Origin of the sequence: Sphingomonas metalli (assembly GCF_014641735.1) — a bacterium.
GTDB lineage: Bacteria > Pseudomonadota > Alphaproteobacteria > Sphingomonadales > Sphingomonadaceae > Sphingomonas > Sphingomonas metalli.
In genome coordinates, this window is the sequence record NZ_BMIH01000003.1 from 149709 (window position 1) to 174290 (window position 24582).

General features: G+C 69.2%; 22 protein-coding genes and 1 tRNA gene. 19 read left to right on the forward strand and 4 right to left on the reverse strand.

What is annotated here, in order from left to right; translation table 11 throughout:
- Positions 1-13: 13 nt before the first annotated feature.
- Entirely contained in the window at positions 14-685 is a 672-nt protein-coding gene (locus tag IEX18_RS11010) for an ABC transporter ATP-binding protein (protein ID WP_188658828.1), read from the forward strand.
- Positions 682-3180: an ABC transporter permease gene (locus IEX18_RS11015; RefSeq protein ID WP_188658829.1), complete on the forward strand. Its 2499-nt coding sequence runs from the start codon at positions 682-684 to the stop codon at positions 3178-3180. The genes IEX18_RS11010 and IEX18_RS11015 overlap by 4 nt, the downstream gene beginning before the upstream one ends.
- On the opposite strand, the gene IEX18_RS11020 is transcribed toward IEX18_RS11015, so the two are convergent.
- Genes IEX18_RS11020 through IEX18_RS11030 form a run of 3 tightly spaced genes read right to left on the reverse strand, consistent with a single transcriptional unit; the run spans position 3175 to position 5671 of the window.
- Positions 3175-3525 carry a reverse transcriptase-like protein gene (locus IEX18_RS11020; protein ID WP_229664529.1) on the reverse strand — a complete coding sequence of 117 codons (351 nt, stop codon included), beginning with the start codon at positions 3523-3525 and terminating at the stop codon, positions 3175-3177. The genes IEX18_RS11015 and IEX18_RS11020 overlap by 6 nt on opposite strands.
- The gene (locus IEX18_RS11025) at positions 3522-4061 is read right to left on the reverse strand and encodes a pseudouridine synthase (protein WP_188658831.1); all 540 of its coding nucleotides are present in this window, start codon (positions 4059-4061) and stop codon (positions 3522-3524) included. Before IEX18_RS11025 ends, IEX18_RS11020 begins: the two co-directional genes overlap by 4 nt.
- The gene (locus IEX18_RS11030; RefSeq protein WP_188658832.1) at positions 4058-5671 is read right to left on the reverse strand and encodes an NAD(P)/FAD-dependent oxidoreductase; all 1614 of its coding nucleotides are present in this window, start codon (positions 5669-5671) and stop codon (positions 4058-4060) included. Before IEX18_RS11030 ends, IEX18_RS11025 begins: the two co-directional genes overlap by 4 nt.
- A 233-nt stretch (positions 5672-5904) precedes the next feature.
- Here IEX18_RS11030 and IEX18_RS11035 point away from each other — a divergent pair, with 233 nt between their 5' ends.
- The 9 genes from IEX18_RS11035 (at position 5905) to IEX18_RS11075 (ending at position 17001) form a co-directional block, all read left to right on the forward strand.
- Complete coding sequence (locus IEX18_RS11035) at positions 5905-7164, forward strand: TolC family protein (RefSeq protein WP_188658833.1); 1260 nt, start codon at positions 5905-5907, stop codon at positions 7162-7164.
- Positions 7165-8289: an efflux RND transporter periplasmic adaptor subunit gene (locus tag IEX18_RS11040; RefSeq protein WP_188658834.1), complete on the forward strand. Its 1125-nt coding sequence runs from the start codon at positions 7165-7167 to the stop codon at positions 8287-8289. It begins immediately after the preceding gene.
- Positions 8290-8293: 4 nt separating this feature from the next.
- Positions 8294-11401: an efflux RND transporter permease subunit gene (locus tag IEX18_RS11045; RefSeq protein ID WP_188658835.1), complete on the forward strand. Its 3108-nt coding sequence runs from the start codon at positions 8294-8296 to the stop codon at positions 11399-11401.
- Positions 11402-11487: 86 nt separating this feature from the next.
- On the forward strand, positions 11488-11682 hold the full coding sequence (locus tag IEX18_RS11050; RefSeq protein WP_188658836.1) for a hypothetical protein: 195 nt from the start codon (positions 11488-11490) through the stop codon (positions 11680-11682).
- Positions 11679-12005, forward strand: coding sequence for a hypothetical protein (locus IEX18_RS11055; RefSeq protein WP_188658837.1), 327 nt, complete (start codon positions 11679-11681; stop codon positions 12003-12005). Before IEX18_RS11050 ends, IEX18_RS11055 begins: the two co-directional genes overlap by 4 nt.
- Positions 12006-12022: 17 nt before the next feature.
- A complete protein-coding gene (locus tag IEX18_RS11060; protein ID WP_188658838.1) occupies positions 12023-13303 on the forward strand; it encodes an NAD(P)/FAD-dependent oxidoreductase in 1281 nt (426 codons plus the stop codon).
- Positions 13304-13358: 55 nt separating this feature from the next.
- On the forward strand, positions 13359-14726 hold the full coding sequence (locus tag IEX18_RS11065; RefSeq protein WP_188658839.1) for an L-serine ammonia-lyase: 1368 nt from the start codon (positions 13359-13361) through the stop codon (positions 14724-14726).
- 167 nt (positions 14727-14893) lie between these two features.
- Positions 14894-15553 (forward strand): acetylxylan esterase, encoded by a 660-nt coding sequence (locus tag IEX18_RS11070; protein WP_229664530.1) that lies wholly within the window; start codon positions 14894-14896, stop codon positions 15551-15553.
- 11 nt (positions 15554-15564) lie between these two features.
- Positions 15565-17001 carry a family 43 glycosylhydrolase gene (locus IEX18_RS11075; RefSeq protein ID WP_188658840.1) on the forward strand — a complete coding sequence of 479 codons (1437 nt, stop codon included), beginning with the start codon at positions 15565-15567 and terminating at the stop codon, positions 16999-17001.
- A 14-nt stretch (positions 17002-17015) separates the two neighbouring features.
- Here the strand turns inward: IEX18_RS11075 and IEX18_RS11080 are convergent.
- Positions 17016-17105, reverse strand: a tRNA-Ser gene (locus IEX18_RS11080).
- 92 nt (positions 17106-17197) lie between these two features.
- Between IEX18_RS11080 and IEX18_RS11085 the strand changes: the two genes are divergently transcribed.
- From IEX18_RS11085 to mazG, 8 genes are all read left to right on the forward strand, one after another.
- On the forward strand, positions 17198-18244 hold the full coding sequence (locus IEX18_RS11085) for a lytic murein transglycosylase (protein ID WP_229664531.1): 1047 nt from the start codon (positions 17198-17200) through the stop codon (positions 18242-18244).
- Positions 18245-18319: 75 nt separating this feature from the next.
- Complete coding sequence (locus IEX18_RS11090; RefSeq protein ID WP_188658841.1) at positions 18320-19483, forward strand: D-alanyl-D-alanine carboxypeptidase family protein; 1164 nt, start codon at positions 18320-18322, stop codon at positions 19481-19483.
- 7 nt (positions 19484-19490) lie between these two features.
- The gene (locus IEX18_RS11095) at positions 19491-20459 is read left to right on the forward strand and encodes a DNA polymerase III delta subunit-related protein (protein ID WP_188658842.1); all 969 of its coding nucleotides are present in this window, start codon (positions 19491-19493) and stop codon (positions 20457-20459) included.
- Positions 20460-20520: 61 nt separating this feature from the next.
- Positions 20521-22071: a methionine--tRNA ligase gene (gene metG, locus IEX18_RS11100; RefSeq protein ID WP_188658843.1), complete on the forward strand. Its 1551-nt coding sequence runs from the start codon at positions 20521-20523 to the stop codon at positions 22069-22071.
- Complete coding sequence (locus IEX18_RS11105; RefSeq protein WP_188658844.1) at positions 22071-22847, forward strand: TatD family hydrolase; 777 nt, start codon at positions 22071-22073, stop codon at positions 22845-22847. Before metG ends, IEX18_RS11105 begins: the two co-directional genes overlap by 1 nt.
- Positions 22848-22851: 4 nt before the next feature.
- The gene (locus IEX18_RS11110) at positions 22852-23616 is read left to right on the forward strand and encodes an MBL fold metallo-hydrolase (RefSeq protein WP_188658845.1); all 765 of its coding nucleotides are present in this window, start codon (positions 22852-22854) and stop codon (positions 23614-23616) included.
- Positions 23613-23774 carry a hypothetical protein gene (locus IEX18_RS11115; RefSeq protein ID WP_188659475.1) on the forward strand — a complete coding sequence of 54 codons (162 nt, stop codon included), beginning with the start codon at positions 23613-23615 and terminating at the stop codon, positions 23772-23774. Before IEX18_RS11110 ends, IEX18_RS11115 begins: the two co-directional genes overlap by 4 nt.
- Positions 23775-23796: 22 nt before the next feature.
- Positions 23797-24564: a nucleoside triphosphate pyrophosphohydrolase gene (mazG, locus tag IEX18_RS11120; protein WP_268234947.1), complete on the forward strand. Its 768-nt coding sequence runs from the start codon at positions 23797-23799 to the stop codon at positions 24562-24564.
- Positions 24565-24582 lie beyond the last annotated feature (18 nt).

Consider the following 24582-nt stretch of genomic DNA (forward strand, 5'->3'; position numbering starts at 1 on the left):
CCCTTCGCCGTCGATGACCCGTCCCGATATGGTCGTCACCGCGCGCGATGTAAGGCTGACACTGGGGAGCGTGAAGCCCGTCGAGATCCTGCGCGGTATCGATTGCGATATCGCCGCGGGCGAGAGCGTCGCCCTGCTGGGCGCTTCGGGATCCGGCAAGTCGTCGCTGATGGCGGTGCTGTCCGGCCTCGAACGGGCCAGCTCGGGGCAGGTGACGGTCAACGGGCTCGATTTCACCAGCCTCGACGAGGATGCGCTGGCGGTCGCGCGTCGCGGCCGGATCGGTATCGTGCTCCAGGCCTTCCACCTGCTGCCGACGATGACGGCGCAGGAGAATGTCGCGGTGCCGATGGAGTTGCAGGGTCTCGCCGACGCGCGGGCGCGGTCGGCCGATGAGCTGGCGGCGGTCGGGCTGGAGCATCGGCTCGACCATTATCCCGCGCAACTGTCGGGCGGTGAGCAGCAGCGCGTGGCGATCGCCCGCGCGCTGGCACCGCGTCCGGCGCTGGTGCTGGCGGACGAGCCGACCGGCAATCTCGACGCGGCCACGGGGGCGAGGATCGTCGACCTGCTCTTCGCCCGCCGGGAGGCGACCGGAGCCAGCCTCGTCATCATCACCCATGATCCGGCGCTGGCGCGACGGTGCGACCGGGTGCTCGAAATGGTCGACGGGCGTCTCGCGTGACGGGTTGGGGTGCCGCATGGCGATTGGCGCGCCGCGAGCTGTCGCTGCGCTTCCGCGGCCTGCGCCTGTTGCTGTTCTGCCTGTTCCTCGGCGTCGGTGCGCTTGCGACGATCGGCAGCCTGACCAGCGCGATCGGCAGCGAGCTTGCGGCGCGGGGCAGCACGCTGCTCGGCGGCGATGCCGAGTTCCGGATCTCGCAGCGCCGTGCGGATCCGGACGAATGGGCAGCGATCCGCCGCGCCGGCCGCGCCTCCGAAACCGTGCGGATGCAGTCGATGGCGGTGGCCGCGAACGGCAATACCGCACCGGTGCAGCTCAAGGCGATCGACGCTGCCTATCCGCTCTACGGCCGGCTGACGCTGGAGGACGGGCGGGCGGTCCGCGCGCCGCTAGCCGACACCGTGTGGATCGGACGCGCGCTCGCCGACAGGCTCGGCCTGAAGCCCGGCGCGACCCTGCGGCTCGGCACGGCGACCTTCCGGATCGGCGGGATCATCGCCGAGGAACCGGACCGAATCAGCGAGGGCTTCACGCTCGGCCCGGTCGTGCTGGCCTCGATGCCGGGGCTCGAGCGGACGGGCCTGATCCAGCCGGGCAGCCTGTTCCAGGCGCGCTACCGCGTCGCGACCGGCGGCCGCGATCCGGCGGCGATCACACGCAGTTTCGCGCGAATTCATGCTTCGGCGGGTTGGGAGGTCCGCACCCGCGACCAGGCCTCGCCGGGCGCCAGCCGTTTCATCATGCGGATGGGCGAGTTCCTGACGCTGGTCGGGCTCGCCGCGCTGGTGATCGCCGGGATCGGCGTCGGCAACGGCGTCTCCTCCTATCTCGAGCAGCGACGGTCGGGCATCGCCATGCTCAAGGTGCTGGGCGCCACGTCCGGCTTCGTCGCGCGCGTGTACCTGTTGCAGGTGCTGGCCGTGGCTTCGGTCGGCGTCATGCTGGGGCTGCTGGCAGGTGTCGCCGCGGTTCCCCTGATCGGCGCCGCGGCGGGGCAGGTGCTGCCGGTCTCGCCGGGCCTGACGATCCAGCCGCTGCCGCTGCTGCTCGCAGCCCTTAACGGACTGCTGATCGCGCTCGCCTTCTGCGCGCCGCCGCTGGTTCGGGCGGCGACGATTCCGGCCGCGGCGCTGCTGCGCGGGGCACACGATGCGCGGCGGGGATCGGTCTCACCGGCGATCATCGGTGCCGGTGCGGCGGGTGCCGCCGTCCTCGCGCTGGCGATGGCCTCCAGCGATCGTCCACTGTTCACGCTGGGCTTTCTGGCGGCGACGGCCGCGACCTTGCTGCTGCTGGTGGCGATCGGTCACGGCGTTCGGCAGGCCGCGTCGAAATGGCCGCGCCCGCGCCGGCCGCTGCCCCGCCTGGCCCTCGCAGCGCTGCATCGTCCGGGCGCGCGCACCGTCGCGCTGGTCGTGGCGCTCGGCCTGGGACTGACCCTGTTCGTGCTGCTCGCGACGATCCGCACCAGCCTCGACGGCAATATCCGCCGCAGCGTTCCCGAGCGGGCGCCCGCCCTCTTCGTCCTCGACGTGCCGCCCGAGCGGGAGGGTGCCTTCCGCCAGACCGTGCTCGGCGCCGCGCCGGGTGCGCAGATCGCAACCGTGCCGCTGATGCGTGGCACGATCACCGCCTATGGCAAACAGCGTGTCGCCGATCTCAAGGAGGTGCCGGACGGTGCATGGGCCCTGCGCGGTGAGCGCGGGCTCACCTTCTCGGCCCAACTGCCGCCCGGCAGCTTGGTGAGCGAAGGCCACTGGTGGACGGGCGCGGAAGCGCGTCAGCCGCTGGTCTCGGTCGACGAGCGGCTGGCCGAGGCGCTGGGGCTGAAGATCGGCGATCCGCTCACCATCTCGGTGCTGGGGCTGGAGCGGACGGCGCGGATCGCGTCGTTCCGGCGGATCGCCTGGGATACGCTCGGCTTCAACTTCGTGCTGGTCTTCTCCCCCGGAGCGCTCGCCGATGTGCCGCACAATCTCGCCGCAACGATCGACATGCCGGCGGCGCGCAACGCGGCGGTCACGCGCGCGCTGCTGCCGCGCTTCCCGTCAGTCTCGGTGATCGAGGTCGGCGGCGTGCTCGCGCAGATCCAGACGATCGTCGGCCAGATGGCGACCGCCATTGCCGCGGCTGCCGGCATCGCCGTGCTCGCGGGCGTCGCGGTGCTTATCGGGGCGATCGCCGCCGCGCGCGCCGCGCGGACCTATGACGCCGTCATCCTCAAGGTGCTGGGCGCGACGCGGCGGCAGGTGCTGGCGATGCAGACGATGGAATATCTGATGCTGTCGGCGGTCGCGGGACTGGTCGCGCTCGTCCTCGGCGCGGGCGGCGGCTGGTATGTCGTCACCCGATTGTTCGGGTTCGAATGGCTGCCCGACTGGAGCACGGTCGCGGCGACGCTGCTGGTCGGTGCCGCCGTGACGGTGGCGATCGGCCTTGCCGGAAGCATCGCGGTGCTGCGGGCGCGGCCCGCCCAGGCGCTGCGCGAGCTATAGCCGGCGCGCGTCGAGCGCGATGCCGGCAAGGTTCTGCGTGCGGCGCAGATAGCGGATGCGCAGCGAAGAGCCGGGCCGGGGCAGGGCCTCGAAATAGGGCCGGCAGGCGGACGGGCAGCGCACCTTGCCGGTCGCCTGCTGGATCACCGCCGCCGCATCCCCCAGGAAGAGGGGATCGTCGATGCCCTGCGCGTCCGCCAGCCGGATCGCCGCCAGCAGTGCGAGCCATTCGGCCGCCATGCTGGTGCCGGGTCCGAGATCGTCGCCGAACTGCGCCCGGCCGGCGATGACGACGGCCCATTCCATCCCGGCGGGTCGGCAGCCCCCGTCGAAGAAGACCTTCACGCCTCGCGCCACGTGCCGGGCGCCAGATCGCCGAGCGACCAGTCGCCGATCCTGCAGCGCACCAGTCGCAGCGTGGGGAGACCGACCGCCGCGGTCATCCGCCGCACCTGCCGGTTGCGCCCCTCGCGGATCGTGAGGCGCAACCAGTGATCCGGAATGGCGGCGCGGACGCGTATGGGCGGATCGCGCGGCCAGAGGGGCGGGGGCGGTATCCGCTCCACCTCGGCAGGCCGGGTCGCGCCGTCCTTCAGCGTGACGCCCTGCCGCAGCCGGTCGAGGGCCACGTCGTCCGGCCCGCCCTCGACCTGCACCCAATAGGTCTTGGCGAGTTTGAAACGGGGATCGGCGATCCGCGCCTGGAGCCGCCCGTCGTCGGTCAGCAGCAACAGCCCCTCGCTGTCGCGGTCGAGCCGCCCGGCAGGATAGACGCCGGGCCGATCGATATGGTCGGACAGGGTGGCGCGTGCCTCCGGCGTGCCACGGTCGGTGAACTGGCTCAGCACGCCATAGGGCTTGTTGAACAGGATCAGCGTCATGCCGCCAGGCTCAGCGCCACCGCCTCCGCCACCTTGATGCCGTCCACCGCCGCGGACAGGATGCCGCCGGCATAGCCCGCGCCCTCGCCGGCGGGGAACAGGCCGCGCGTGTTGAGGCTCTGCATGTCGTCGCCCCGGGTGAAGCGGACGGGCGACGAAGTGCGCGTCTCCACCCCGGTCATGACGACGTCGGGATGATCATAGCCATCGATCTGCTTGCCGAAGACGGGAATCGCCTCGCGCATCGCCTCCACCACGAAGTCGGGCAGGCAGGCCGCGAGATCGGTCGGGGTGACGCCGGGCCTGTAGGAAGGGACGATCCCGCCCAGGGAGGTCGAGGGCCGGCCCGCCAGAAAGTCGCCGACCCGTTGGGCCGGTGCGCGATAGCTGGAACCGCCCGCGACGAAGGCCTGCTCCTCCAGCCGCCGCTGAAGTGCGATGCCGGCCAGCGGATCGCCCGGATAGTCGCGCGCGGGATCGATCGCGACGACGAAGCCCGAATTGGCGTTGCGCTCGTTGCGCGAATATTGGCTCATGCCGTTGGTCGCCACGCGCCCTTCCTCGGACGTCGCGGCGACCACGGTGCCGCCCGGGCACATGCAGAAGCTGTAGACGGTGCGGCCGTTCCGGCAGTGATGCGAGATATGGTATTCCGCGGCCCCCAGGATGCGGTTGCCGGCATCCTGGCCGAAGCGCGCGCGGTCGATCCAGCTTTGCGGATGCTCGATGCGCACGCCGACGGAGAAGGGCTTCGCCTCGGCATGGACGCCGGCGGCATGGAGCATCGCGAAGGTATCGCGCGCGCTATGGCCGACGGCCATCACGACGTGATCCGCCTCCAGATAGCCGCCGTCGTGAAGGTGCAGCCCGCGCACGCGCCGTTCGCCGCCGCCGTCGGTCACGACATCGATCCCGTCGACCCGCGTCGAGAAGCGATACTCGCCGCCCAGCGCCTCGATCGCCACGCGCATGCTCTCGACCATGGTGACGAGCCGGAAGGTGCCGATATGCGGATGCGCCTCGGTCAGGATCTCCGGCGGCGCGCCCGCCTTGACGAACTCGGTCAGCACCTTGCGGTTGAGGTGCCGCGGATCCTTGATGCGGCTGTACAGCTTGCCGTCGGAAAAGGTGCCCGCGCCGCCCTCGCCGAATTGGACGTTCGATTCGGGATTGAGGACGCTGCGGCGCCACAGGCCCCAGGTGTCCTTGGTCCGCTCGCGCACGACCTTGCCGCGTTCGAGGATGATGGGCCGGAACCCGCCCTGCGCCAGGATCAGGGCCGCGAACAGGCCGCAAGGCCCGGTGCCGACCACGACCGGGCGGCGCGCGCCCGTCGGCGCGGTCGCCACCGGTCTGTATCGCGTGTCCGGCGTCGGCTGCACGTCGCGGTCGCGGCGGAAGCGGGCGAGCAGCGGCGCTTCATTCCGCACCTGCACGTCGATCGAATAGACGAGCGAGATCCGGCTCTTGTCCCGTGCGTCATGGCCTCGCCGCGCGATCGTATAGCGCACCATGTCGCGGGGCGTGATGCGCAGGCGCTTGCAGATCGCCGCCGGCAGCGCCTCGTCGGCATGATGAAGGGGGAGCTTGAGTTCGGTGACGCGGATCATGAGCACGCGCCCATACACGCTGGCCCGAAGCTCGGCAAAGTCCACGCGCCCCGCAGTCCATTACCGGAAGATGGCGAGAATTTAACGAGCATCAGCCTTCGGACCCCGATAATCGGCCTGTCGAACCACCATGCGGCAGTGCAGCGAAGCGCAAGGAGCGTTTCGGGCCGGACGGCATGGCGACGAAAGTGGGGCATGACCGGGTGAGCAGGTTTCGGGGCCATTTGGCCGTGATGGCCATTCTCTGTGCAGTGATGCCGGCGGCCGATGCCTGGGCGCAGACGGTTCCGGATATTGCCGCGCGGGCGGGAGAAGCGCTGACGCTCGATGCCGCGCTTCAGGCGGCGACCAGCGGCAATATCGATCTGCTCAACGCCCGCCTCGCGGTGCAGAGCGCCCGGGCGAACCTGCGCTCCGCGGACACCGCGCCCAATCCCGTGTTCAGCGTCAACGCAGTGCAGATCCGCCCCAGTCAGGTCGGCCGGCTGCCGTTCTCTCGCTACGCCGATGCCGTCGCGCGGGTCGATCTGCCGCTCGAGCGCGGCGGCAAGCGTACCGCCCGGGTCGCCGCCGCACGGGCGTCGGTGACCGCGGCCGAAAGTGATCTGGCCGACGCCCAGCGCCAGATGCGCGCCGCCGTCGCAAACGCCTTCTTCGCGCTCAAGGCAGCGGAGCAGCGCGTCGCGGCGCTGGAGACGATCGCGCGCGACTATGGCGAATCCATCCGCATCGCCACGACCCAGCGGCGCGCCGGTGCCTTGTCGGAAGGCGATCTGGTCCGGCAGCGCGTCGATGCGCTCTCCGCACAGGGCGACGCGCAGCAGGCCGCCAGCGACTTGCGCGACGCGCAGATTGCCCTCGCGATCCTGATCGGGCGCGAGGCCGACGCGGCGGCCCTGAGCACCGCGGGCGACTGGCCGGTCCGCGGCGAAGGGCCGGAGGAGCCTGCCGAAGCGATCGCAGCCCGGCGTCCCGACGTCCGCGCCGACCAAGCCCGGGTCGAGGCGGCGCGGCGCAACCTCGACGGGGCGCATGCGCTCCGCCATCCGGACGTGACCGTCGGCGTCCAGGCGGAGCGGGCGGCCGGCGATCTCGGCGTCGGCAACAGCCTGGGCTTCGGCGTGTCGATCCCACTCCCCGTCCGCAACCTGTACCGGGGTGAAATCGATGCGGCGAGCACGGCGCTCGTCCAGGCGGAAGCGCAGGCGCGCAAATCGCTCGCGGTCGCGGTCGCCGAGATCGAGACCGCGCGACGGCAACTGGCTCAGGCGAGCGACCGGCTGACGCTGATCGAGGGAACCCAGCTGCCCGCCGCCAGGCGCGCGTCCGACATTGCGGAGTTCGCCTATGGGCATGGCGCGATGACCCTTCTCGACGTGCTGGATGCGCGCCGTTCGCTGAAGGCGGTCGAGCTCAGCGTCATCGATGCACGGGCAGCACAGGCACAGGCCATCGCGCGGCTGCGCGCGGCAGAAACCACGGGAACGAACTGAATGCGCAAGGGGCATGCAGGATTTTGGACGTCGGCCGCATTGGCCTGCGCGCTGCTGACGGTCGGGTGCGGAAAGCAGGAGGACGCGGCCCCGCCGCCGCCTGCGGCCAAGAAGGCGCATGACCTCATCACCTATGCGCCGGGATCGCCCGAGCTGGATTCGATCCAGATCGTCCCCGCCAATAGCGGCGCGCTGCCGATCTCGGCCGATCTCAACGCACGGCTGGTCACCGACGAGACGATCACCAGCCGGATCGGCGCGCCCGTCGCGGGACGGGTGACGCGGGTTCTGGCGGACATGGGTCAGGCGGTACGGCGCGGGCAGGCGCTCGCGGTGGTCGATGCGCCCGATCTCGGCCAGGCGCGTGCCGATCTGCTCAAGGCACAGGCCGATGCGCAGCTCAAGCGCCGCGCGCTCGATCGCGCCGGCTCGCTCTATACGGGCGGTGCGATCGCGCGCCGCGATGTCGAGCTCGCCCAGGCGGACTCGCAATCCTCTGCCGCGGAATTGCAGCGTGCGCGCCTGCGCCTCGACAATCTCGGCGGGGGAAGCGAAGACTCGATGGCGCTGACCAGCTCGGTGTCGGGCTATGTCATCGATCGCCAGATCAATCCCGGTCAGCAAGTGAGTGCCGGGCAGGGACCGCTCTTCACCGTCACCGATCCGCGAGAGCTGTGGCTGGTCGTCGACGTGCCGGAGACCTCGATCAGCCGGGCCAAGGTCGGTGAGGCGATCGAGTTCGAAGTGCCGGCCTGGCCTGACCGCAAGTTTCGCGGCACCATCTCCCAGATCGGGCTTGCGGTCGATCCGGGCACGCGGCGCATCCAGCTGCGCGCCACGGTCGCCAATCCCGATCTGGCGCTGAAGCCGGAGATGTACGCCCGCGCACGGTTCCTGACGCAGGACGGCCGCCGCGCGATCCGCGTTCCGAATGCCGCGCTCTTCGAACAGGGCATGCAGACCTATGTCTTCCGCGTCGAGGGACCGGGCAGGTTCCGGCGCGTGCCGGTCGGCGTGAGCGAGCGGGGCGACACCTATTCCTACGTCGTCAGCGGGCTGAAGGACGGCGACCGGATCGTCGGCGAGGGCGCGGTGCTGCTCAACGCCCAGCTGGTCGGGGAATAGCGGCATGCTGGACGCAATGGGCCGCTTCGGGGTCCGCAACCGCATCTTCGTCATCATCATGGCGGTGGTGCTGGTCGTCGTCGGCGCGAAGGCCGTGTCGGAACTGCCGATCGAGGCGTTCCCCGACGTGCAGGACGTGCAGGTCGTCGTCATTACCCAGCAGCCGGGCCAGGCGCCGGAAGAGGTCGAGCGCGCGGTCTCGCTGCCGGTCGAGCGGGCGCTGGCCGGTACGCCGGGCGTCACCGACATCCGCTCGGTCTCGATCACCGGCCTGTCGGTGGTGACGCTGATCTTCCAGGACGGCACCGACGATTATTTCGCCCGCTCGCAGGTGCTCGAGAAGCTGCGCGACGCCGACCTGCCGCAAGGCGTGACGCCTAGTCTCGCGCCGCTGTCGACCGCGGTCGGCGAGGTCTATCGCTACGTCCTCGAAAAGCCCGCCGACATGCCGCTCTACGAGGCGCGGGCGATCCAGGACTTCGTCGTCCGCCCGGCGATCCGCATGGTGCCGGGCGTCGCCGACGTGACCAGCTTCGGCGGCAGCATCAAACAGTATCAGATCCGCGTCCGCCCCGACCTGCTGAAGCGGTACGCGGTGACGCTGGCCGATATCCAGCGCGCGGTCGGCGCTGCCAATTCCAATGTCGGCGGCGGCACGATCCCGCGTGGCGACGAGGCGGTGGTGGTCCGCGGTATCGGCCTGTTCAAGGGCATCGACGACGTGGCGAACACGCTCGTCAAGTCGAAGGACGGCAACACCGTTCGCGTCGGCGATCTGGGCGAGGTCGCGATCGGGACGCCCGAGCGGAGCGGCATGGTCGCGATCGACCACGAGAACGACGTCAGCGAAGGCATCGTCACCATGGTCAAACGGCAGAATGCCGCGGTGGTGGTGAAGGGCGTCCGCGAGGCGGTCGACCGGCTGAATGCGCAGTTCAGGCTCGATGCGCAGCGCAGCGGGCGCCAGCCGATCCAGATCCGGCCGACCTATCAGCGCACCAAGCTGCTCGACCGGACGGTCGAGACGGTCGGCGAAAATCTGATCGTCGGCGCGACGCTGGTGACGGCGCTGCTGCTCCTGTTCCTGCGCAACTGGCGCGCGGCGCTGGCCGTCGCCGCGATCATCCCGCTGTCGCTGCTGGCCGCCTTTGCGGGGCTGGACCAGGTGCGGGTGCCCGCGAACCTCATCTCCATGGGCGCGGTCGACTTCGGCATTATCATCGACTCCGCGGTGGTGCTGGTGGAGGCGATGATGGTGGCGCTGGCGATGGAAGCGGCGCGGCACAGCGGGCAGCAGCCCGATCAGTTCCGGCGTCGGCAGATCCTGTCGAACACGGTGACCAACCTCGCCAAGCCGATCCTGTTCTCCAAAGCGATCATCATCACCGCCTTCGTGCCGATCTTCACCTTCCAGCGGGTCGAGGGGAAGATGTTCTCGCCCGTGGCGCTGACCCTGTCCTTCGCGATCGGGGCGGCGCTCGTCCTGACGCTCACCTTCCTGCCGGCGGTGCTCAGCTTCCTCGTCGATCGCTACGACATGGCCGAGAAGCATATCGGCTGGATGGACAAACTGCGCGATGGCTATCGCGATATACTCGCCCGTTCGCACGGGCGCGCGAAGCTGGTGTTCGGCGTATCCATCGCGGCGCTCGTGCTGGCCGGCGCCATGGTCCCGCGCCTCGGCTCGGAGTTTCTTCCGAAGCTGGACGAAGGCAATATCTGGCTGACCGTCCAGCTCGCGCCCTCCGTGTCGATCGACACGACCCGCCGGGTCGAGGCAAAGATCCGCAACATCATGCTGACCTATCCGGAAGTCCGGCAGGTCAGTTCCGAGACCGGTCGTCCCGACGACGGCACCGATCCCAAGGGTCCGTCGAGCCTCCAGATGCTGATCGACCTGAAGTCCCGCGACGAGTGGCGCGCCCAGTTCGGCAGCAAGGCCGCGCTCGAGGACGATATGCGCAAGAAGATCGGCACCATGCCGGGCGTGCCGACCAACTTCAGCCAGGCGATCGAGGACAGCGTCGAGGAAAGCCTGTCGGGCGTGAAGGGCGAGATCTCCGTCAAGATCTATGGCGACGATCTCAACATCCTCGAGCAGCTGGCGGACAAGACGGCGCGGGTGATCGCGGCGGTGCCGGGCGCATCCGACGTCGGCGCGATCAAGTCGGGCGGCCAGACCGAGGCGCGGGCCGTGCTCGATCGCGGCGCGATGGCGCGCTACGGTCTCAACCCCGATGATGCGAACACCGCGATCGCGACCGCCTTTGGGGGCGCGACCGTCGGCACCGCCTATGAGGGCGACCGCAATTTCGACATCGTGCTGCGCTTCGCCCCCGATCAGCGCAATGCCGTGGACGATCTGCCGGCGCTTCAGATCCCGCTACCCTCCGGCGGCACCATCTCGCTGGGCGAGATCGCGCATATCGAGGTGCGCGTGGGCGCTTCGCGGATCAGCCGCGAGGATGGCGGCCGCAACGCCGCGGTGAAGGCCAATGTCGATGGTCGCGACCAGGGCGGCTTCGTCGCCGACGCCCAGCGCGCGGTCGCCGAGCAGATCAAGCTGCCGCCGGGCTATCGCATGACCTGGGGCGGCCAGTTCGAGAACCAGCAGCGCGCGATGAAGCGGCTGGAGGTGATCGTGCCGGTCGCGCTGCTCGGCATCTTCACGCTGCTCTTCGCGGCCTTCCGCTCGGTCCGCTCGGCGGCGCTGATCCTGGCGATGGTGCCCTTCACCATGGTCGGCGGCGTAGCGGCGCTGGCGCTGGCCGGGCTCCACATGTCGGTGTCCGCAGCCGTGGGCTTCATCGCCGTGGCGGGCATCTCGGTCCAGAACGGCGTCGTGATGCTCGAACACATCACCGAGCGGTTCCGCAACGGCGATCCGTTCGAGCTGGCGGTGACCGAAGGCGCGGTCGACCGGCTGCGACCGGTGCTGATGACCGCGCTGATGGCGGGCCTGGGCCTGCTGCCGGCGGCGCTCTCCACCGGCATCGGCTCCGAAACGCAGCGGCCCTTCGCCTGCGTGATCGTGGGCGGGATCGTCTCGGCGACGGTGTTCATGCTGGTCCTCCTGCCGCTCGCGCTTCGCCGCCTGCCGCGCGACGCCTGATCGCGCGCCTATCTCCCTCATCGAAATCAGGAAGCGGAACCGCCTCGCCGACCTCCCGTTGCCAGAGAACAGCAAGGAGACGATCGATGGCGCAGAAAGGCGCGGGCGGCAATCCGGGGGCGATCCCCGTCAAGGGCGGCGATCCGGGCGCCGGACCCAAGAGCAAGGGGACCGGCGGCAAGGGCGCAGGCGGCGGCGGCCCCGGCGGCAAGCGCGGCGGCAGCGGCAAGGGTGGTGAGGTCGAGGCCGGGCACGGTCTGGCGCAGGGTCACAAGTCATGAGCGGTCCGCGCCTGTACGGAGCGCCCGACGACACGGACAAGCAGGGTCCGGGCGAGGCCGGGCTGCGCGGCGAGCACGCGATCGATCCGGATGCGACCGAAGGCTATGTGCGCACGCTGCCGGTCGCTGACGGCCCCGACATCGCGATCGAGGAGCTGTCGGGCGTAGCACGGGCCGAGGCCATGACGCCGGGCGCGGATCGCGCCGGCGCGCAGGCGGCATCGGACGCCGAGACGCGCCGGCCCGGAAATGCTGAGGCTGCCTCCGACGAGTCCCTCCAAGCGAGCGATCCGCCCGGCTACGATCCCCATCCGTCTGAATAGGTCCGGGGCACGCGCAAATGGGGGATCGAAGGGCCAGACCGCGTATCGTCATCCTCGGCAGCGGCTTCGCCGGCCTGGCCTGCGCCCGCGCGTTGGGCGGCAAGTCCGCCGACGTGACGCTGGTCGATCGCAACAATTACCACCTCTTCGTTCCCCTGCTCTACCAGGTCGCCACCGCGGCCCTGTCGCCGGCCGACATCGCCGAGCCGATCCGCAAGATCGTCCGCCGCCACCGCAATATCGATGTGGTCCTCGGAGAGGTCGTGGGCATCGACGTGCCCGCACGGCATGTCGCGCTCGCGGGCGGGCGGCGGCTCGCCTTCGACCGGCTCGTGCTCGCGACCGGATCGGCCTACAATTATTTCGGCCATGATGCCTGGGCGGTGCACGCGCCGGGGCTCAAGACGATCGACAATGCCCGTCAAATCCGCACCCGCATCCTGAAGGGCTTCGAACTGGCCGAGCTGACCGACGATCCGGCAAAACAGGCGGCGCTGATGACGACGATCGTCGTCGGCGCCGGCCCGACCGGGGTCGAAGTGGCCGGCGCGGTCGCGGAGCTGGCCCGCTATACGTTGGCCCGCGATTTCCGCCGGATCGATCCGCGACGGGCGCGCGTCCTGCTCGTCGAGGCGGGACCGCGCATGCTGACCGCCTTTCCGGACGATCTCGTCGCCTATGCGCGCCAGCGTCTCGACCGGCTCGGCGTCGAAGTGATGCTCGACCACAAGGTCGAGGGCATCCGGGCGGAGGGGGCCGTCGTCGAAGGGCACCTCATCCGCGCCCAGACGGTGATCTGGGGCGCGGGGGTGCGGGCTTCGCCCGCCGCGCAGTGGCTGGGTGTCGAAGCGGATCGCGCCGGCCGCATTCCGGTCACGCCCGATCTGTCGGTCCCCGGCCTGCCCGGCATCTATGTCCTCGGCGATACCGCCAGCACGCCCGATGCCCATGGCCAGCCCCTGCCCGGACTGGCGCAGGTCGCCGAGCAGCAGGGGCAGCATCTCGGCAAGGCGTTGGCGCGAGAGATCGAGACGGGTGCGCCGCTGCCGCCCTTTCAGTTCCGCAATCGCGGCAACACCGCGATCATCGGCCGCAATGCGGCGATCTTCGACTTCGGCCGGGGCCGGCATCTGCGCGGCTTCGCTGCCTGGCTGCTGTGGGCCATCGTCCATGTCTATCTGCTCGTCGCCTTCGACAAGCGGCTGATCGTCACCTTCCAGTGGCTGTGGCGCTACCTGACCTATCAGCGCGGCGCCCGCCTGATCACCGGCGACGGGGCGGGGGAGGGCACACCCTAGGCGGGACCCGCGGGCGCGCCTAAAGCCGGGCGGGAAGAGCCTGGGGAGTAGCGTCGTGGTCGCGAGTGTATTCGACCTGTTCAAGATCGGGGTCGGCCCGTCGAGCTCGCATACGATGGGGCCGATGACCGCCGCGGCCGACTTCGCGCGCCGCCTGGACGATGCCGCCATGCGGGTCGAGGCGTCGCTCTACGGATCGCTCGCGCTGACGGGGAAGGGGCATGCGACCGACCGGGCGGTGTTGCTGGGTCTGGCGGGTCACGTCCCCGCCGACATCGATCCGGACGAGGCGGATCGCGAGGTCGAACGGATCCGTGCGACGCGTTGCCTGCGCCTCGCCGGCGTCCGCGACATCGCCTTCGACGAGGATCGCGACCTGCGCTTCCTCCAGCGCGAGCGTCTCGACTTCCATTCGAATGCGATGCTGTTCGTCGCCTTCGACGCGCGCGGCGGCGAGCTGACGCGGCGGACCTATTACTCCGTCGGCGGCGGCGCCGTGCTGAGCGAGGACGACGTGCTGCGCAACGCACCGGACGAGGCCGGCTGGGACGTTCCGCATCGCTTCTGCTCGGGCGCGGCGCTGCTGCAGCTGACCGTCGACCGCGGCAGGACGATTGCCGAGCTGATGCGCGAGAATGAGGAGACCGGCCTTTCTCCCGACGAGGTGTCGCATCGGCTAGCGCTGATCCGCGATGCCATGTCGGCCTGTATCGACCGCGGGATCCGCAGCGATCTGCCGGAGCTGCCTGGCGGCTTGCGCGTCAAGCGGCGCGCGCCGGCCATCCATCGCACGTTGATCGCGCGGCAGGAACGCGCGCTCTCCGACCCGCTGACCGTCATCGACTGGATCAACCTCTGGGCGCTGGCGGTGAACGAGGAGAATGCGGCGGGCGGCAAGGTCGTCACCGCGCCCACCAACGGCGCCGCCGGGATCGTGCCGGCGGTGCTGCGCTATTATGAGCGGTTCGCGCCCGCCCCAAGCCAGCGCGGCGTCGAGGACTTCCTGCTCACGGCGGCGGCGATCGGTTCGCTGTTCAAGGAGAACGCTTCCATCTCGGGCGCCGAGGTCGGCTGCCAGGGAGAGATCGGCGTCGCTTGCTCGATGGCGGCGGCCGGACTGGCCGCGGCACTCGGCGCCAGCCCGGCCCAGATCGAGAATGCGGCCGAAATCGGCATGGAGCATAATCTCGGCCTGACCTGCGATCCGGTCGCGGGATTGGTGCAGGTCCCGTGTATCGAGCGCAACGCGGTCGGCTCGGTCAAGGCGATCGAGGCGACCCGGCTGGCGATGCTGGGCGACGGGACCCACCGCGTCAGTCTCGATCAAGTCATCGAGACGATGCGCCGGACGGGGATCGACATGAACGAGCGCTACAAGGAGACTTCGCTCGGTGGACTGGCGGTCAATGTCGTCGAATGCTGAGGCGGCAATCATCCAAATTCCTGAAATGCGGATAGATTGACCCCGCCTGCCGCATCAGTAAGTTGGTGCGCATAACGGAATCGGCGGCGACGAGCTTTGTCGATCGAACAGGCGAGGGGATGGCCGACATGGCAATCGGAAAATGCGGGACTGTGGCGGGTGCAATAATGTTAGCGCTCCCGTCGATCACGGCACCGGCCGTCGCCCAGATGCCGTCCGTGCCGCCGCTGGAGGACTTCTTCGCACCGGCTTCCGTCCAGCCCGTGGCCCCGGACGAGGACGGGTTTCTGCGGCGGTGGTTGATCCTGGAGCCGCTCGCCAAACCGAACCGGACGAATGCGGTGTTCACCGGGACCTATGTGCGCGAGGCCTTGTCGCCCCAGACCTTTCCGGGCCGCTTTGGTGCCTTGCCGCGCGACGGGGAGGTGGTGCCGGGCGCCGATCCGATCCGCTGGCACGCGCTCGATTCCCGCCTGTGGGACGTGAAGCTGTTCAACTTCGCCCAGGCGCTCGGCAAACCCAAATATGGCGTGATCTTCTGGGTGGTGACGGTGGTGAACAGCCCGCGCGAGATGCGCAACGTCCGCCTCGCCATCGGCTCCAATTCCGCTTCGCGCTGGTGGGTGAACGACGGGCTGGCGGTCGAGGCGTTCGACGACCGGCGGATGGTGATGGACGACGTATTGTCCGACCGCATCACTTTGAAGAAGGGCCGCAACGTCATCCGCGGCGCGGTGATCAACGGACCGGGGCTCAGCGATTTCTGCGCGCGGTTCGTCGACGAGGCCGGCCGGCCGGTCCGCGACCTGACGCTGACCGTGAAGTGAGGAGGGGCACCATGAACCGAACGCTCGTCTGGCTGGCGCTGGCCGCCGGCACCGCCGCTCCCGCCGCCGCGCAGCTCGCGGGCCAGGTCTTCATCCACGATCCGTCGACGGTGACCCAGTCCGACGGCAAGTGGTACACGTTCGGCACGCGCGGCGGCGGCCTGATCTCGGAGGATGGCTGGACGTGGCAGGGTGGCGCGGAGCGCCCCGGCGGCGGGGTCGCGCCCGACGTGATCCGGATCGGCGATCGCTACTACGTCGCCTATGCGGTCGGCGGTGGCGGCATGTCCGGCGGGCATGCGAGCCAGGTCAAAATCATGTGGACCAAGACGCTCGATCCCAAGTCGCCCGACTTCGGCTATCACGATGTCGGCGTGGTCGCCTCGAGCGACGGGATCGAGAACAACGATGCGATCGACCCTGCCTTCCTGCTGGTCGATGGACGATTGTGGCTGAGCTACGGGACCTATTTCGGCTCGATTCGCATCGTCGAGCTCGATCCGCGTACCGGCCAGCGGGTCGCGGGCAATCAGCCGGTCGATATCGCGATCGACATGGAAGCGACCGCGCTCCTCCATCGCGACGGCTGGTACTATCTGCTCGGCACCCACGGTACCTGCTGCGACGGGCCCAACTCGACCTACAACATCCGCGTCGGCCGGTCGCGCAGCGTGACCGGACCCTATGTCGACAATATGGGCGTGCCGCTGCTCAAGGGCGGCGGCAAGCTGGTGGTCAGCGCGCGCGGCCGGCATCAGGGCCCGGGTCATTTCGGTCTGATCGACCTGGGCGGCGAAATAGAGAAATTCTCCATGCACTATGAGTCCGATCTCGACCGCAGCGGACGCAGCGTACTCGGCATCGAGCCGCTGATCTGGCGCGACGGCTGGCCGGTCGCGGGCAGCAACGTCCAGCCCGGCAACTATGAGATCATGTCGGAGCGGAGCGGCAACGCGCTCCAGCTCAAGGTGGATTTCGTCCGCATCCCGTTCGACGCGCGGCGCAGCTTCATGGCCAAGCCGACCGACCCCGTCTCGCCGGTCCCCGACCAGACGCTCGCCGATATGCAGGGCCAGTGGCCGGCGGGGGCGATCCGGGTCGATCTGTCCGCCTATATGCGCCGGCCGAACCAGCTGTGGACCATCGCGCCCCAGCCCGACAAGGGCGGCTGGTTCGGTGCGCCCTATTACCGGATCGGCATCACCGGCACCCAGCGCGTGCTGGCGACGACCGCCGCCGGCGAGGTCGAGGCCGCGCCCGGTTACACCGGCGCCGACGCGCAGCTCTGGCGCATCGACCAGCTGACCGACGGCAGCTATCGGATCACGCCCAAGCTGCAGCGCAAGGGCGAGGATCTCGCCCTGATGGCTATCGGCACCAGCACCCCGACGCTCGCCCGCTTCGATCCGCGCAGCGATGCGGGGCGATGGCGGTTCATGATGCCCTGAGGCGAAGCGACGGGTGGCGGAGAGGGTGGGATTCGAACCCACGGTGGGCGTGAACCCACGGCGGTTTTCAAGACCGCTGCCTTAAACCACTCGGCCACCTCTCCGCGGTGGGACTTCGCATAGCGTGCGCGTCGGGCCGTGCAAGTCCGGCGACGATCAGGGTTGCCCTGTTGTGCCGTGCAAACGACAAGCGGGCATGCTTCGCCTGTCGCTCCTCTGCCTTGCCCTGTCGTCCGCCATGCCTGCCCTCGCGCAGGAGGTCGTGCAGCCGGTGCCCGCCGTCGCGCCGGCGGTCGATCCGTTTGCCACCTATCTCGCCGAGGTTCGGACCCGCGCCATCGCGCAGGGCGTGACGCCCGCGACCCTCGACCGCGAGTTCGCCGGTCTGACGCTCAACCAGCGGGTCGTGGACCTCGACCGGCAGCAGCCGGGCAATCCGCAGAGCACAAGCTTCTCACCCTTCGCGCCCTATCGCGCGGCCCATGTCGATGCCGCCCGGATCGGCCGCGGCCGCAGCGTCTATCAGGCCCAGCGAGCACGGCTTGCCGGGATCGAGCGCGAGACCGGCGTGCCCGAGGAGATCATGGTCGCGATCTGGGGCCATGAGACCAATTACGGGTCCTATACCGGCAATTTCGACCTGATCCGCTCGCTCGCCAGCCTGGCGTTCGACGGCCGCCGCCGCGCCCTGTTCGAGGGCGAGCTGATCGCCGCGCTCAAGATGATCGACCGGGGTGTCCCGCGCGAGCGCCTCAAGGGCAGCTGGGCGGGCGCGACTGGGAACCCGCAATTCCTGCCGTCCATCTATCTGCGCCTCGCCCGGGACGGCGACGGCGACGGCCGGGCCGATATCTGGAACAGCGATGCGGACACGCTCGCCTCGATCGCCGCCTATTTCGTCGACGCCGGGTGGCGCCCGGGCCAGCCCTGGGGCGTGGCCGTGGGGGTTCCGGCCAGCTTCGACCGTTCCGCGATTACGAACCGGCTGGTCAGCCCGCGCTGCCCGCGAGTGTTCGAGCGCCACAGCGGGTGGCGCTCGATCGCCGAATGGCGCGCGCTCGGCATCGCACCGCTGGCGGGCCGCTGGCCGGCCGACACCGTCCAGGCCACGCTGATCGAACCCGACGGGCCCGGCGAGACGGCCTATCTGATCACCGGCAATTACCGCGTGATCCTCGACTACAACTGCTCGAATTTCTACGCACTGTCGGTCGGCCTGCTCGCCGACGCCGTGGCCGGATGAAGGCGTGACGCGGCGGGCCACCGCCGCTATGTCTGTCCCGCTATCGAACATTCGCCGACAACGGACCCCAGAAGCATGAAGAAGCTGATCCTCGCTCCCGTCATGGCCGCGCTGCTCGCGTGCCCCACCACCGCGGCCGCGCCGCAGTTCCAGACGGCTGCGCCGGTCGCGTTCCTAGAGGATCTGTCGACCGGCGCGATCCTGTTCCAGCGCGACGCCGATCGCCGCATGCCGCCGGCTTCCATGGCGAAGATGATGACGGTCTATGTCGCGTTCGACCTGATCAAGCGCGGCGAGCTGAAGCTCAACGACATGGCGACGGTGCGTCCCGAGACCTGGCAGCGCTGGCATGGGCCCGCGGCAGGCTCGACCATGTTCCTGTCGGCCAACGAGCAGGTCAGCATCGCAAACCTCCTCTACGGCATCGTGACATTGTCGGGGAACGATGCATGCGTGGTGCTGGCCGAACATATCTCCGGTTCCGAGCAAGCCTTTGTCGAGCGGATGAACCGCGTGGCGCAGCAGATCGGGCTGAAGAACAGCCATTTCGGCACGTCGAACGGCTGGCCGGACGAGGGTGTCACCTATGTCACCGCGCGCGATCTCGCGCAGCTGGCGAAGGCGACGATCGAAAACTATCCGCAGCTGTACAAGCAGTTCTACTCCCGGCGGGACTTCACCTGGGGCAAGACCATGGGGGGATCGGAGATCACCCAGGCCAATCGCGACCCGCTGCTGGGCCGCGTCGCCGGGGCGGACGGCCTGAAGACCGGCCATACCGAGGAGGCGGGCTATGGTTTCACCGGCTCGGCGATCCAGAACGGGCGGCGGCTGGTTATGGTCATGGCCGGACTGAACAGCTTCAACCAGCGCATCGAGGAGTCGGTGCGCTTCATGGACTGGGGCTTTCGCGCGTGGCAGGCCAAGCCGATCGCGTCGAAGGGCAAGCAGGTCGAAACGGCCGACGTCCAGATGGGTAGCGCGCGCACCGTCGGGCTCGTCGCCGGCCAGGATCTGAAGGTCACCTTGCCGGCCGGCCTGGCGCCGGAGCTGTCGGCCAAGGTCGTCTATCAGGGCCCGATCAAGGCGCCGATCAAGGCGGGCCAGCACATCGCAGACCTCGTCATCTCGTCGCCCGATGTGCCCGAACAGCGTCTGCCGCTCGTCGCTGCCACCGATGTCGCGGAGGCGGGCTTCTTCCGCCGTGCGTGGAACGGCCTGACCGGGTTCTTCGGCTGAACCGCCGATGCTGCCACGAGGGCATGACGGCGCCGTCGCGGCCTTCATGGCAGCGCTGCGGGGCGGCGCGCTTCACCATGCGTGGCTGTTGGCGGGGCCCGAAGGGGTAGGCAAGGCGGTGTTCGCCCGGGCCGCCGCGCTGCGGCTGCTCGCCGAAGGGGCAGGCGAGGCGTTGCCGCCCGGGCTCGACGTGCCTGCGACCAGCCGGACCACGATGCTGGCCGATGCAGGTTCGCATCCGGACCTCAAATGGCTGGCGCGCCTGCCCAAGGAGGCCGACAAGCCCGAGGGGGAGGTCGCCCGGTCGATCACCATCGCCCAGGTGCGGTCGCTCCAGCCGCTGTTCGCGACGGCTCCGTCGATGAGCCGCCGCCGCGTCGTGGTGATCGACGCGATCGACGATCTCGAGCGCAATGGCGCCAACGCCCTGCTCAAGAATCTCGAAGAGCCGCCCCTGGGCACCGTCTTCCTCCTCGTCAGTCATGCGCCCGGGCGGCTGCTGCCGACGATCCGCTCGCGTTGCCGGCTGCTGCGGTTCGAGGCGTTGCCCGATCGGTTGGTCGAGACGATCCTGCGCGAGGCTTTGCCGGACGCCGAGGATGCCGAGATCGCTGCGCTGACTGCCGCGGCGGAGGGTTCGCCCGGGCGCGGCCTGCGCTTCGCCGGGCTGGATCTGGCGGCGGTCGACGGTGCTATCGCCGCGATCGCGGCGGATGGCGATCCAGACAATCGACGCCGTTCGGCGCTGGCAAAGCAGCTCGCCGGCAAGGCCGCCCAGCCGCGCTACGAGGCGTTTCTCGATCGAGCGCCGGCGTTCATCGCCCGATCGGCCCGCACGCGGCAGGGGGCGGGACTGAAGGTCGCGCTCGACGCGCATGCCGCGGCCCGCGACCTCGCAGGCGCGGCGCGCGGTCTGTCGCTCGATGCGAGCGGCACCGTCTGGGAGATGGCGGGGCTCGTCGCGCGGCTGCGCTGAGCGCGCGCCGGCGTCCGCTTCGATCATTGTCCTGATCGCCCCGGCCGCCTAGAGCAGCGCCATGTCCGCGCCCTATTACATCACCACCGCGATCAGCTATCCCAATGGCCGCCCCCATATCGGCCATGCCTATGAGGCGATCGCCGCCGATGCGATCGCCCGGTTCCAGCGCCAGGCGGGGCGAGATGTGCGTTTCCAGACCGGCACCGACGAGCACGGCCTGAAGATGGTCCAGACAGCGCGCGACCGCGGCATCGGGGTGCGGGCTCTCGCGGACGAGATGTCGGGCCATTTCCAGGCGATGTGCGACGCACTGGCGATCAGCTATGATCGTTTCATCCGTACCACCGACGCCGATCACCATCGTGCCAGCCAGGCGATCTGGGAGGCGATGGCAGAGGCGGGTGACCTGTACCTCGACCGGTACGAGGGCTGGTATTCGGTTCGCGACGAGGCCTTTTACGATGAGAAGGAGCTCGTCGACGGGGAAGGGGGGGCGAAGCTGTCGCCGCAGGGCACGCCCGTGACCTGGACCGCGGAAGAGACCTGGTTCTTCCGTCTGTCCAAATACCAGCAGCCGCTGCTCGACCTGTACGACGCCAATCCCGACTTCATCCGTCCGGAATCTAGGCGCAACGAGATCCTGCGCTTCGTCGAAGGCGGCCTGTCGGACCTGTCCGTGTCGCGGACCAGCTTCGACTGGGGCGTGCCGGTCCCGGGCAGCCCGGGGCATGTCATGTATGTGTGGGTCGATGCGCTGACCAATTATCTGACCGGCGCGGGCTATCCGCACGGTCCCATGCCGCACTGGCCGGCCGACCTGCACCTGATCGGCAAGGATATCGTCCGGTTCCATGCCGTCTACTGGCCCGCCTTCCTCCTGTCGGCGGGGATTGCGCTGCCGAAGACGGTGTTCGGCCATGGCTTCCTGCTCCATCGCGGCGAGAAGATGTCGAAGAGCCTCGGCAACGTCGTGGATCCGCTCGACCTCTCCCGGGTGTTCGGGGTCGATGGCCTGCGCTACTTCCTGCTTCGCGAGGTGAGCTTCGGACAGGATGGCAGCTATTCGGCCGAAGCCATTGTGACGCGGGTCAATGCCGAACTGGCGAACGCCTTCGGCAATCTCGCCCAGCGCACCTTGTCCTTTATCGCGAAGAATCTGGAGGGCGCGTTTCCCGAGCCGGGCCGCAGCGATCCGGCCGACGCGATGCTGATCGAGGAGGTCGTGGTCGCCTGTGCCGGGCTGAAGACGGCGTTCGAGGATCTGATGCTCAGCCAGGGCATCGAGGCGTGGCTGCGCGGCGTCTATGCCTGCAACCAGTATATCGACGTGCAGGCGCCCTGGTCGCTCCGCAAGACCGATCCCGACCGGATGCACGCGGTACTCGGCACGCTCGTCCGCGCGATCCGGATGCTCGCCATCGCGATCCTGCCGGTCGTTCCGCGGGGCGCGGCGCATATCCTCGACATCCTCGGCGCCGAGGCGCGCGACCATGACGCGGTCGACGATGACGCCTGGTACGCGCGAACGGCCGCCAGCGGCTTTCGCATTGCGACGCCGACGCCGGCCTTTCCCCGGCTCGAAATGCCGGTCGAGGCGGAGCCGGCCTGATGCTTGCCGACAGCCATTGCCACCTCAACTATGAAGGGCTGGTGGACGACCAGCCGGGTGTCCTGGCGCGGGCGCGGGCACGCGGCGTGTCCGCGATGCTCAACATCGCGACGCGCGAACGCGAATGGGATGCCGTGATCGCCACCGCCGAGCGCGAGCCGGATGTCTGGGCGACGGTCGGCATCCACCCGCACGAGGCGGACCAGCATCCGCATGTCGATACCGCCCGGCTGGTCGAGCGCGCCCGGCATCCGCGGGTGGTGGGGATCGGCGAGTCCGGGCTCGACTATCACTACGATCATTCCGATCGGGCGCGGCAGCGTGACAGTTTCCGCGCCCATATCGCTGCCTGCCGCCAGTCCGGACTGCCGCTGATCGTGCATACCCGCGACGCTGAAGAGGATACCGCGGAGATCCTGGCCGACGAGATGGGGAAGGGCGCCTATCGCGGCGTCATCCATTGCTTCACAGCCAGTGGAGAATTCGCCGACAAGGCTTTGGCGTTAGGACTTTATATATCCATTTCGGGCATCGTTACCTTCAAGAACGCGACAGCCCTTCAGGCGGTGGCGGCCCGGCTGCCGATCGACCGGCTACTGATCGAGACCGATGCGCCCTTCCTGGCGCCGGTGCCGCATCGGGGAAAGCCGGGCGAGCCGGCGTTCGTCGCGGACACGCTGGCCTTTCTCGCCAGGCTGCGCGGCGACGACGCCGCGACGCTGGCCGAGCGGACCGCGGCCAATTTCCATCGCCTGTTCGACAAGACGAAGGGCTGAACGGGTGAGGGTGCGCATCCTCGGCTCGGGCACCTCGTCCGGCGTGCCGCGGATCGGCAATGATTGGGGTGCGTGCGACCCGGCCGATCCCCGCAACCGGCGCACCCGCGCCTCGCTGCTGGTCGAGCATGACGATACCCGCATCCTGATCGACACCAGTCCCGACATGCGCGAGCAGCTTCTGGCGGCAGGCGTCGCGCGGCTCGACGCCGTCATCTGGACCCACGACCATGCGGATCACTGTCATGGCATCGACGATCTGCGACAGGTCTTCCACGCGCTCGGCCATCCGATCCGCGGCATCGCCCGGCCATGGACGCTCGAGGTACTGCAACATCGCTTCGGCTACGCCTTTTCCGGCAAGCCGGGCTATCCCGCGACGATCGCGGCCGAAACGCTGCCGGATCAGTTCAGCATCGGCGGCATCGCGATCGAGGTCGTGGACCAGCCGCACGGCCGGGGCACCAGCACGGGTCTGCGTTTCAGTGCCGGCGGAAAGATCGTCGGCTATGCTACGGATTTCCATGAGCTGACACCGGACATGCGGTCGCTCTACAAGGGGCTCGACCTGTGGATCGTCGACGCGCTTCGCCACGCGCCGCATCCGTCGCATCCGACCGTGTCGCAGGTCGTTGCGTGGTGCGCCGACCTTGCGCCGGCTCGCGCGGCCCTGATCCATATGGATCAGAGCCTGGACTATGCGACCCTCGCGGCCGCGCTGCCGCCCGGGATCGAGCCGGGCCATGACAAGCTGGAGTTCGCGCTGTGAGCAAGACGGCGGATGTGGCGATGGCTCTGTTGCTGTTGATCCTGCCGCTGTCCGCGTTGGCGGCGCGACGGCTGCCCGCGCGTCAGTGGGTGCCCATGGCATTGGCCTGGATCGCGATCTTCGCCCTCGGCTGGCTCCTCGTGGCGTATTTTACATAATGTTGATTATCGGATATCTGTTGTGAGCGAGAGGGGGATCGACCGCCTGCTGGCGATCATGGCGACGCTGCGCGATCCCGTGCGCGGCTGCGAATGGGATCTGGCGCAGCGCTGGGACACGATCGCGCCTTACACGATCGAGGAAGCGTTTGAGGTCGCCGATGCAATCGACCGTGGCGACGCCGCCGCGATTCGCGAGGAACTCGGCGATCTGCTGTTCCAGGTGGTCTTCCAGAGCCGGATCGCCGAGGAAGCCGGCCTGTTCGCCTTCGCCGACGTGGCCGACGCGATCTCCGCGAAGATGGAGCGCCGCCATCCCCATATCTTCGGCGGCGCCGCCGAACGCCCCGACTGGGAAGCGCTGAAGGCGGACGAGCGATCGGGCGGCGGTGCGCTGGCCGGTGTCGCCAAGGGATTGCCGGCGCTGCAACGCGCGGACAAGCTGCAGCGCCGCGCCGCGCGGGTCGGCTTCGACTGGACCGATGCCTGCGGCCCGCGCGCGAAGATCGACGAGGAACTGGCCGAGATCGAGGCCGCCGGCGCGGACACGCTGGAAGAGGAAATGGGCGATCTGCTGTTCAGCGTCGTCAATTGGGCCCGCCACAAGGGGATCGACCCCGAACAGGCGCTGCGCGCCGCCAACGCCAAGTTCGAGCGGCGTTTCGCCGCCATGGAGGCCGCGTCCGGCGGGGACTTTGCCAGCCTGCCGCTCGACGCCAAGGAGGCGCTTTGGAATACGGCCAAGGCCGGCGAGAACGTACCGGATCGGAGCCAGACTCCAGACCGTTGACCCTCCGTCACGCTTGGT

Bases quoted from the DNA above. Each gene is read 5' to 3' on its own strand.
- IEX18_RS11050 (WP_188658836.1), top strand. From the start codon at position 11,488: ATGGCGCAGAAAGGCGCGGGCGGCAATCCGGGGGCGATCCCCGTCAAG.
- IEX18_RS11040 (WP_188658834.1), top strand. From the start codon at position 7,165: ATGCGCAAGGGGCATGCAGGATTTTGGACGTCGGCCGCATTGGCCTGC.
- metG (WP_188658843.1), top strand. From the start codon at position 20,521: ATGTCCGCGCCCTATTACATCACCACCGCGATCAGCTATCCCAATGGC.
- IEX18_RS11060 (WP_188658838.1), top strand. From the start codon at position 12,023: ATGGGGGATCGAAGGGCCAGACCGCGTATCGTCATCCTCGGCAGCGGC.
- IEX18_RS11055 (WP_188658837.1), top strand. From the start codon at position 11,679: ATGAGCGGTCCGCGCCTGTACGGAGCGCCCGACGACACGGACAAGCAG.
- IEX18_RS11090 (WP_188658841.1), top strand. From the start codon at position 18,320: ATGAAGAAGCTGATCCTCGCTCCCGTCATGGCCGCGCTGCTCGCGTGC.
- IEX18_RS11010 (WP_188658828.1), top strand. From the start codon at position 14: ATGACCCGTCCCGATATGGTCGTCACCGCGCGCGATGTAAGGCTGACA.
- IEX18_RS11030 (WP_188658832.1), bottom strand. From the start codon at position 5,671: ATGATCCGCGTCACCGAACTCAAGCTCCCCCTTCATCATGCCGACGAG.
- IEX18_RS11035 (WP_188658833.1), top strand. From the start codon at position 5,905: ATGGCCATTCTCTGTGCAGTGATGCCGGCGGCCGATGCCTGGGCGCAG.
- IEX18_RS11085 (WP_229664531.1), top strand. From the start codon at position 17,198: ATGCTTCGCCTGTCGCTCCTCTGCCTTGCCCTGTCGTCCGCCATGCCT.
- IEX18_RS11025 (WP_188658831.1), bottom strand. From the start codon at position 4,061: ATGACGCTGATCCTGTTCAACAAGCCCTATGGCGTGCTGAGCCAGTTC.
- IEX18_RS11070 (WP_229664530.1), top strand. From the start codon at position 14,894: ATGTTAGCGCTCCCGTCGATCACGGCACCGGCCGTCGCCCAGATGCCG.
- IEX18_RS11105 (WP_188658844.1), top strand. From the start codon at position 22,071: ATGCTTGCCGACAGCCATTGCCACCTCAACTATGAAGGGCTGGTGGAC.
- IEX18_RS11075 (WP_188658840.1), top strand. From the start codon at position 15,565: ATGAACCGAACGCTCGTCTGGCTGGCGCTGGCCGCCGGCACCGCCGCT.
- IEX18_RS11045 (WP_188658835.1), top strand. From the start codon at position 8,294: ATGCTGGACGCAATGGGCCGCTTCGGGGTCCGCAACCGCATCTTCGTC.
- IEX18_RS11095 (WP_188658842.1), top strand. From the start codon at position 19,491: ATGCTGCCACGAGGGCATGACGGCGCCGTCGCGGCCTTCATGGCAGCG.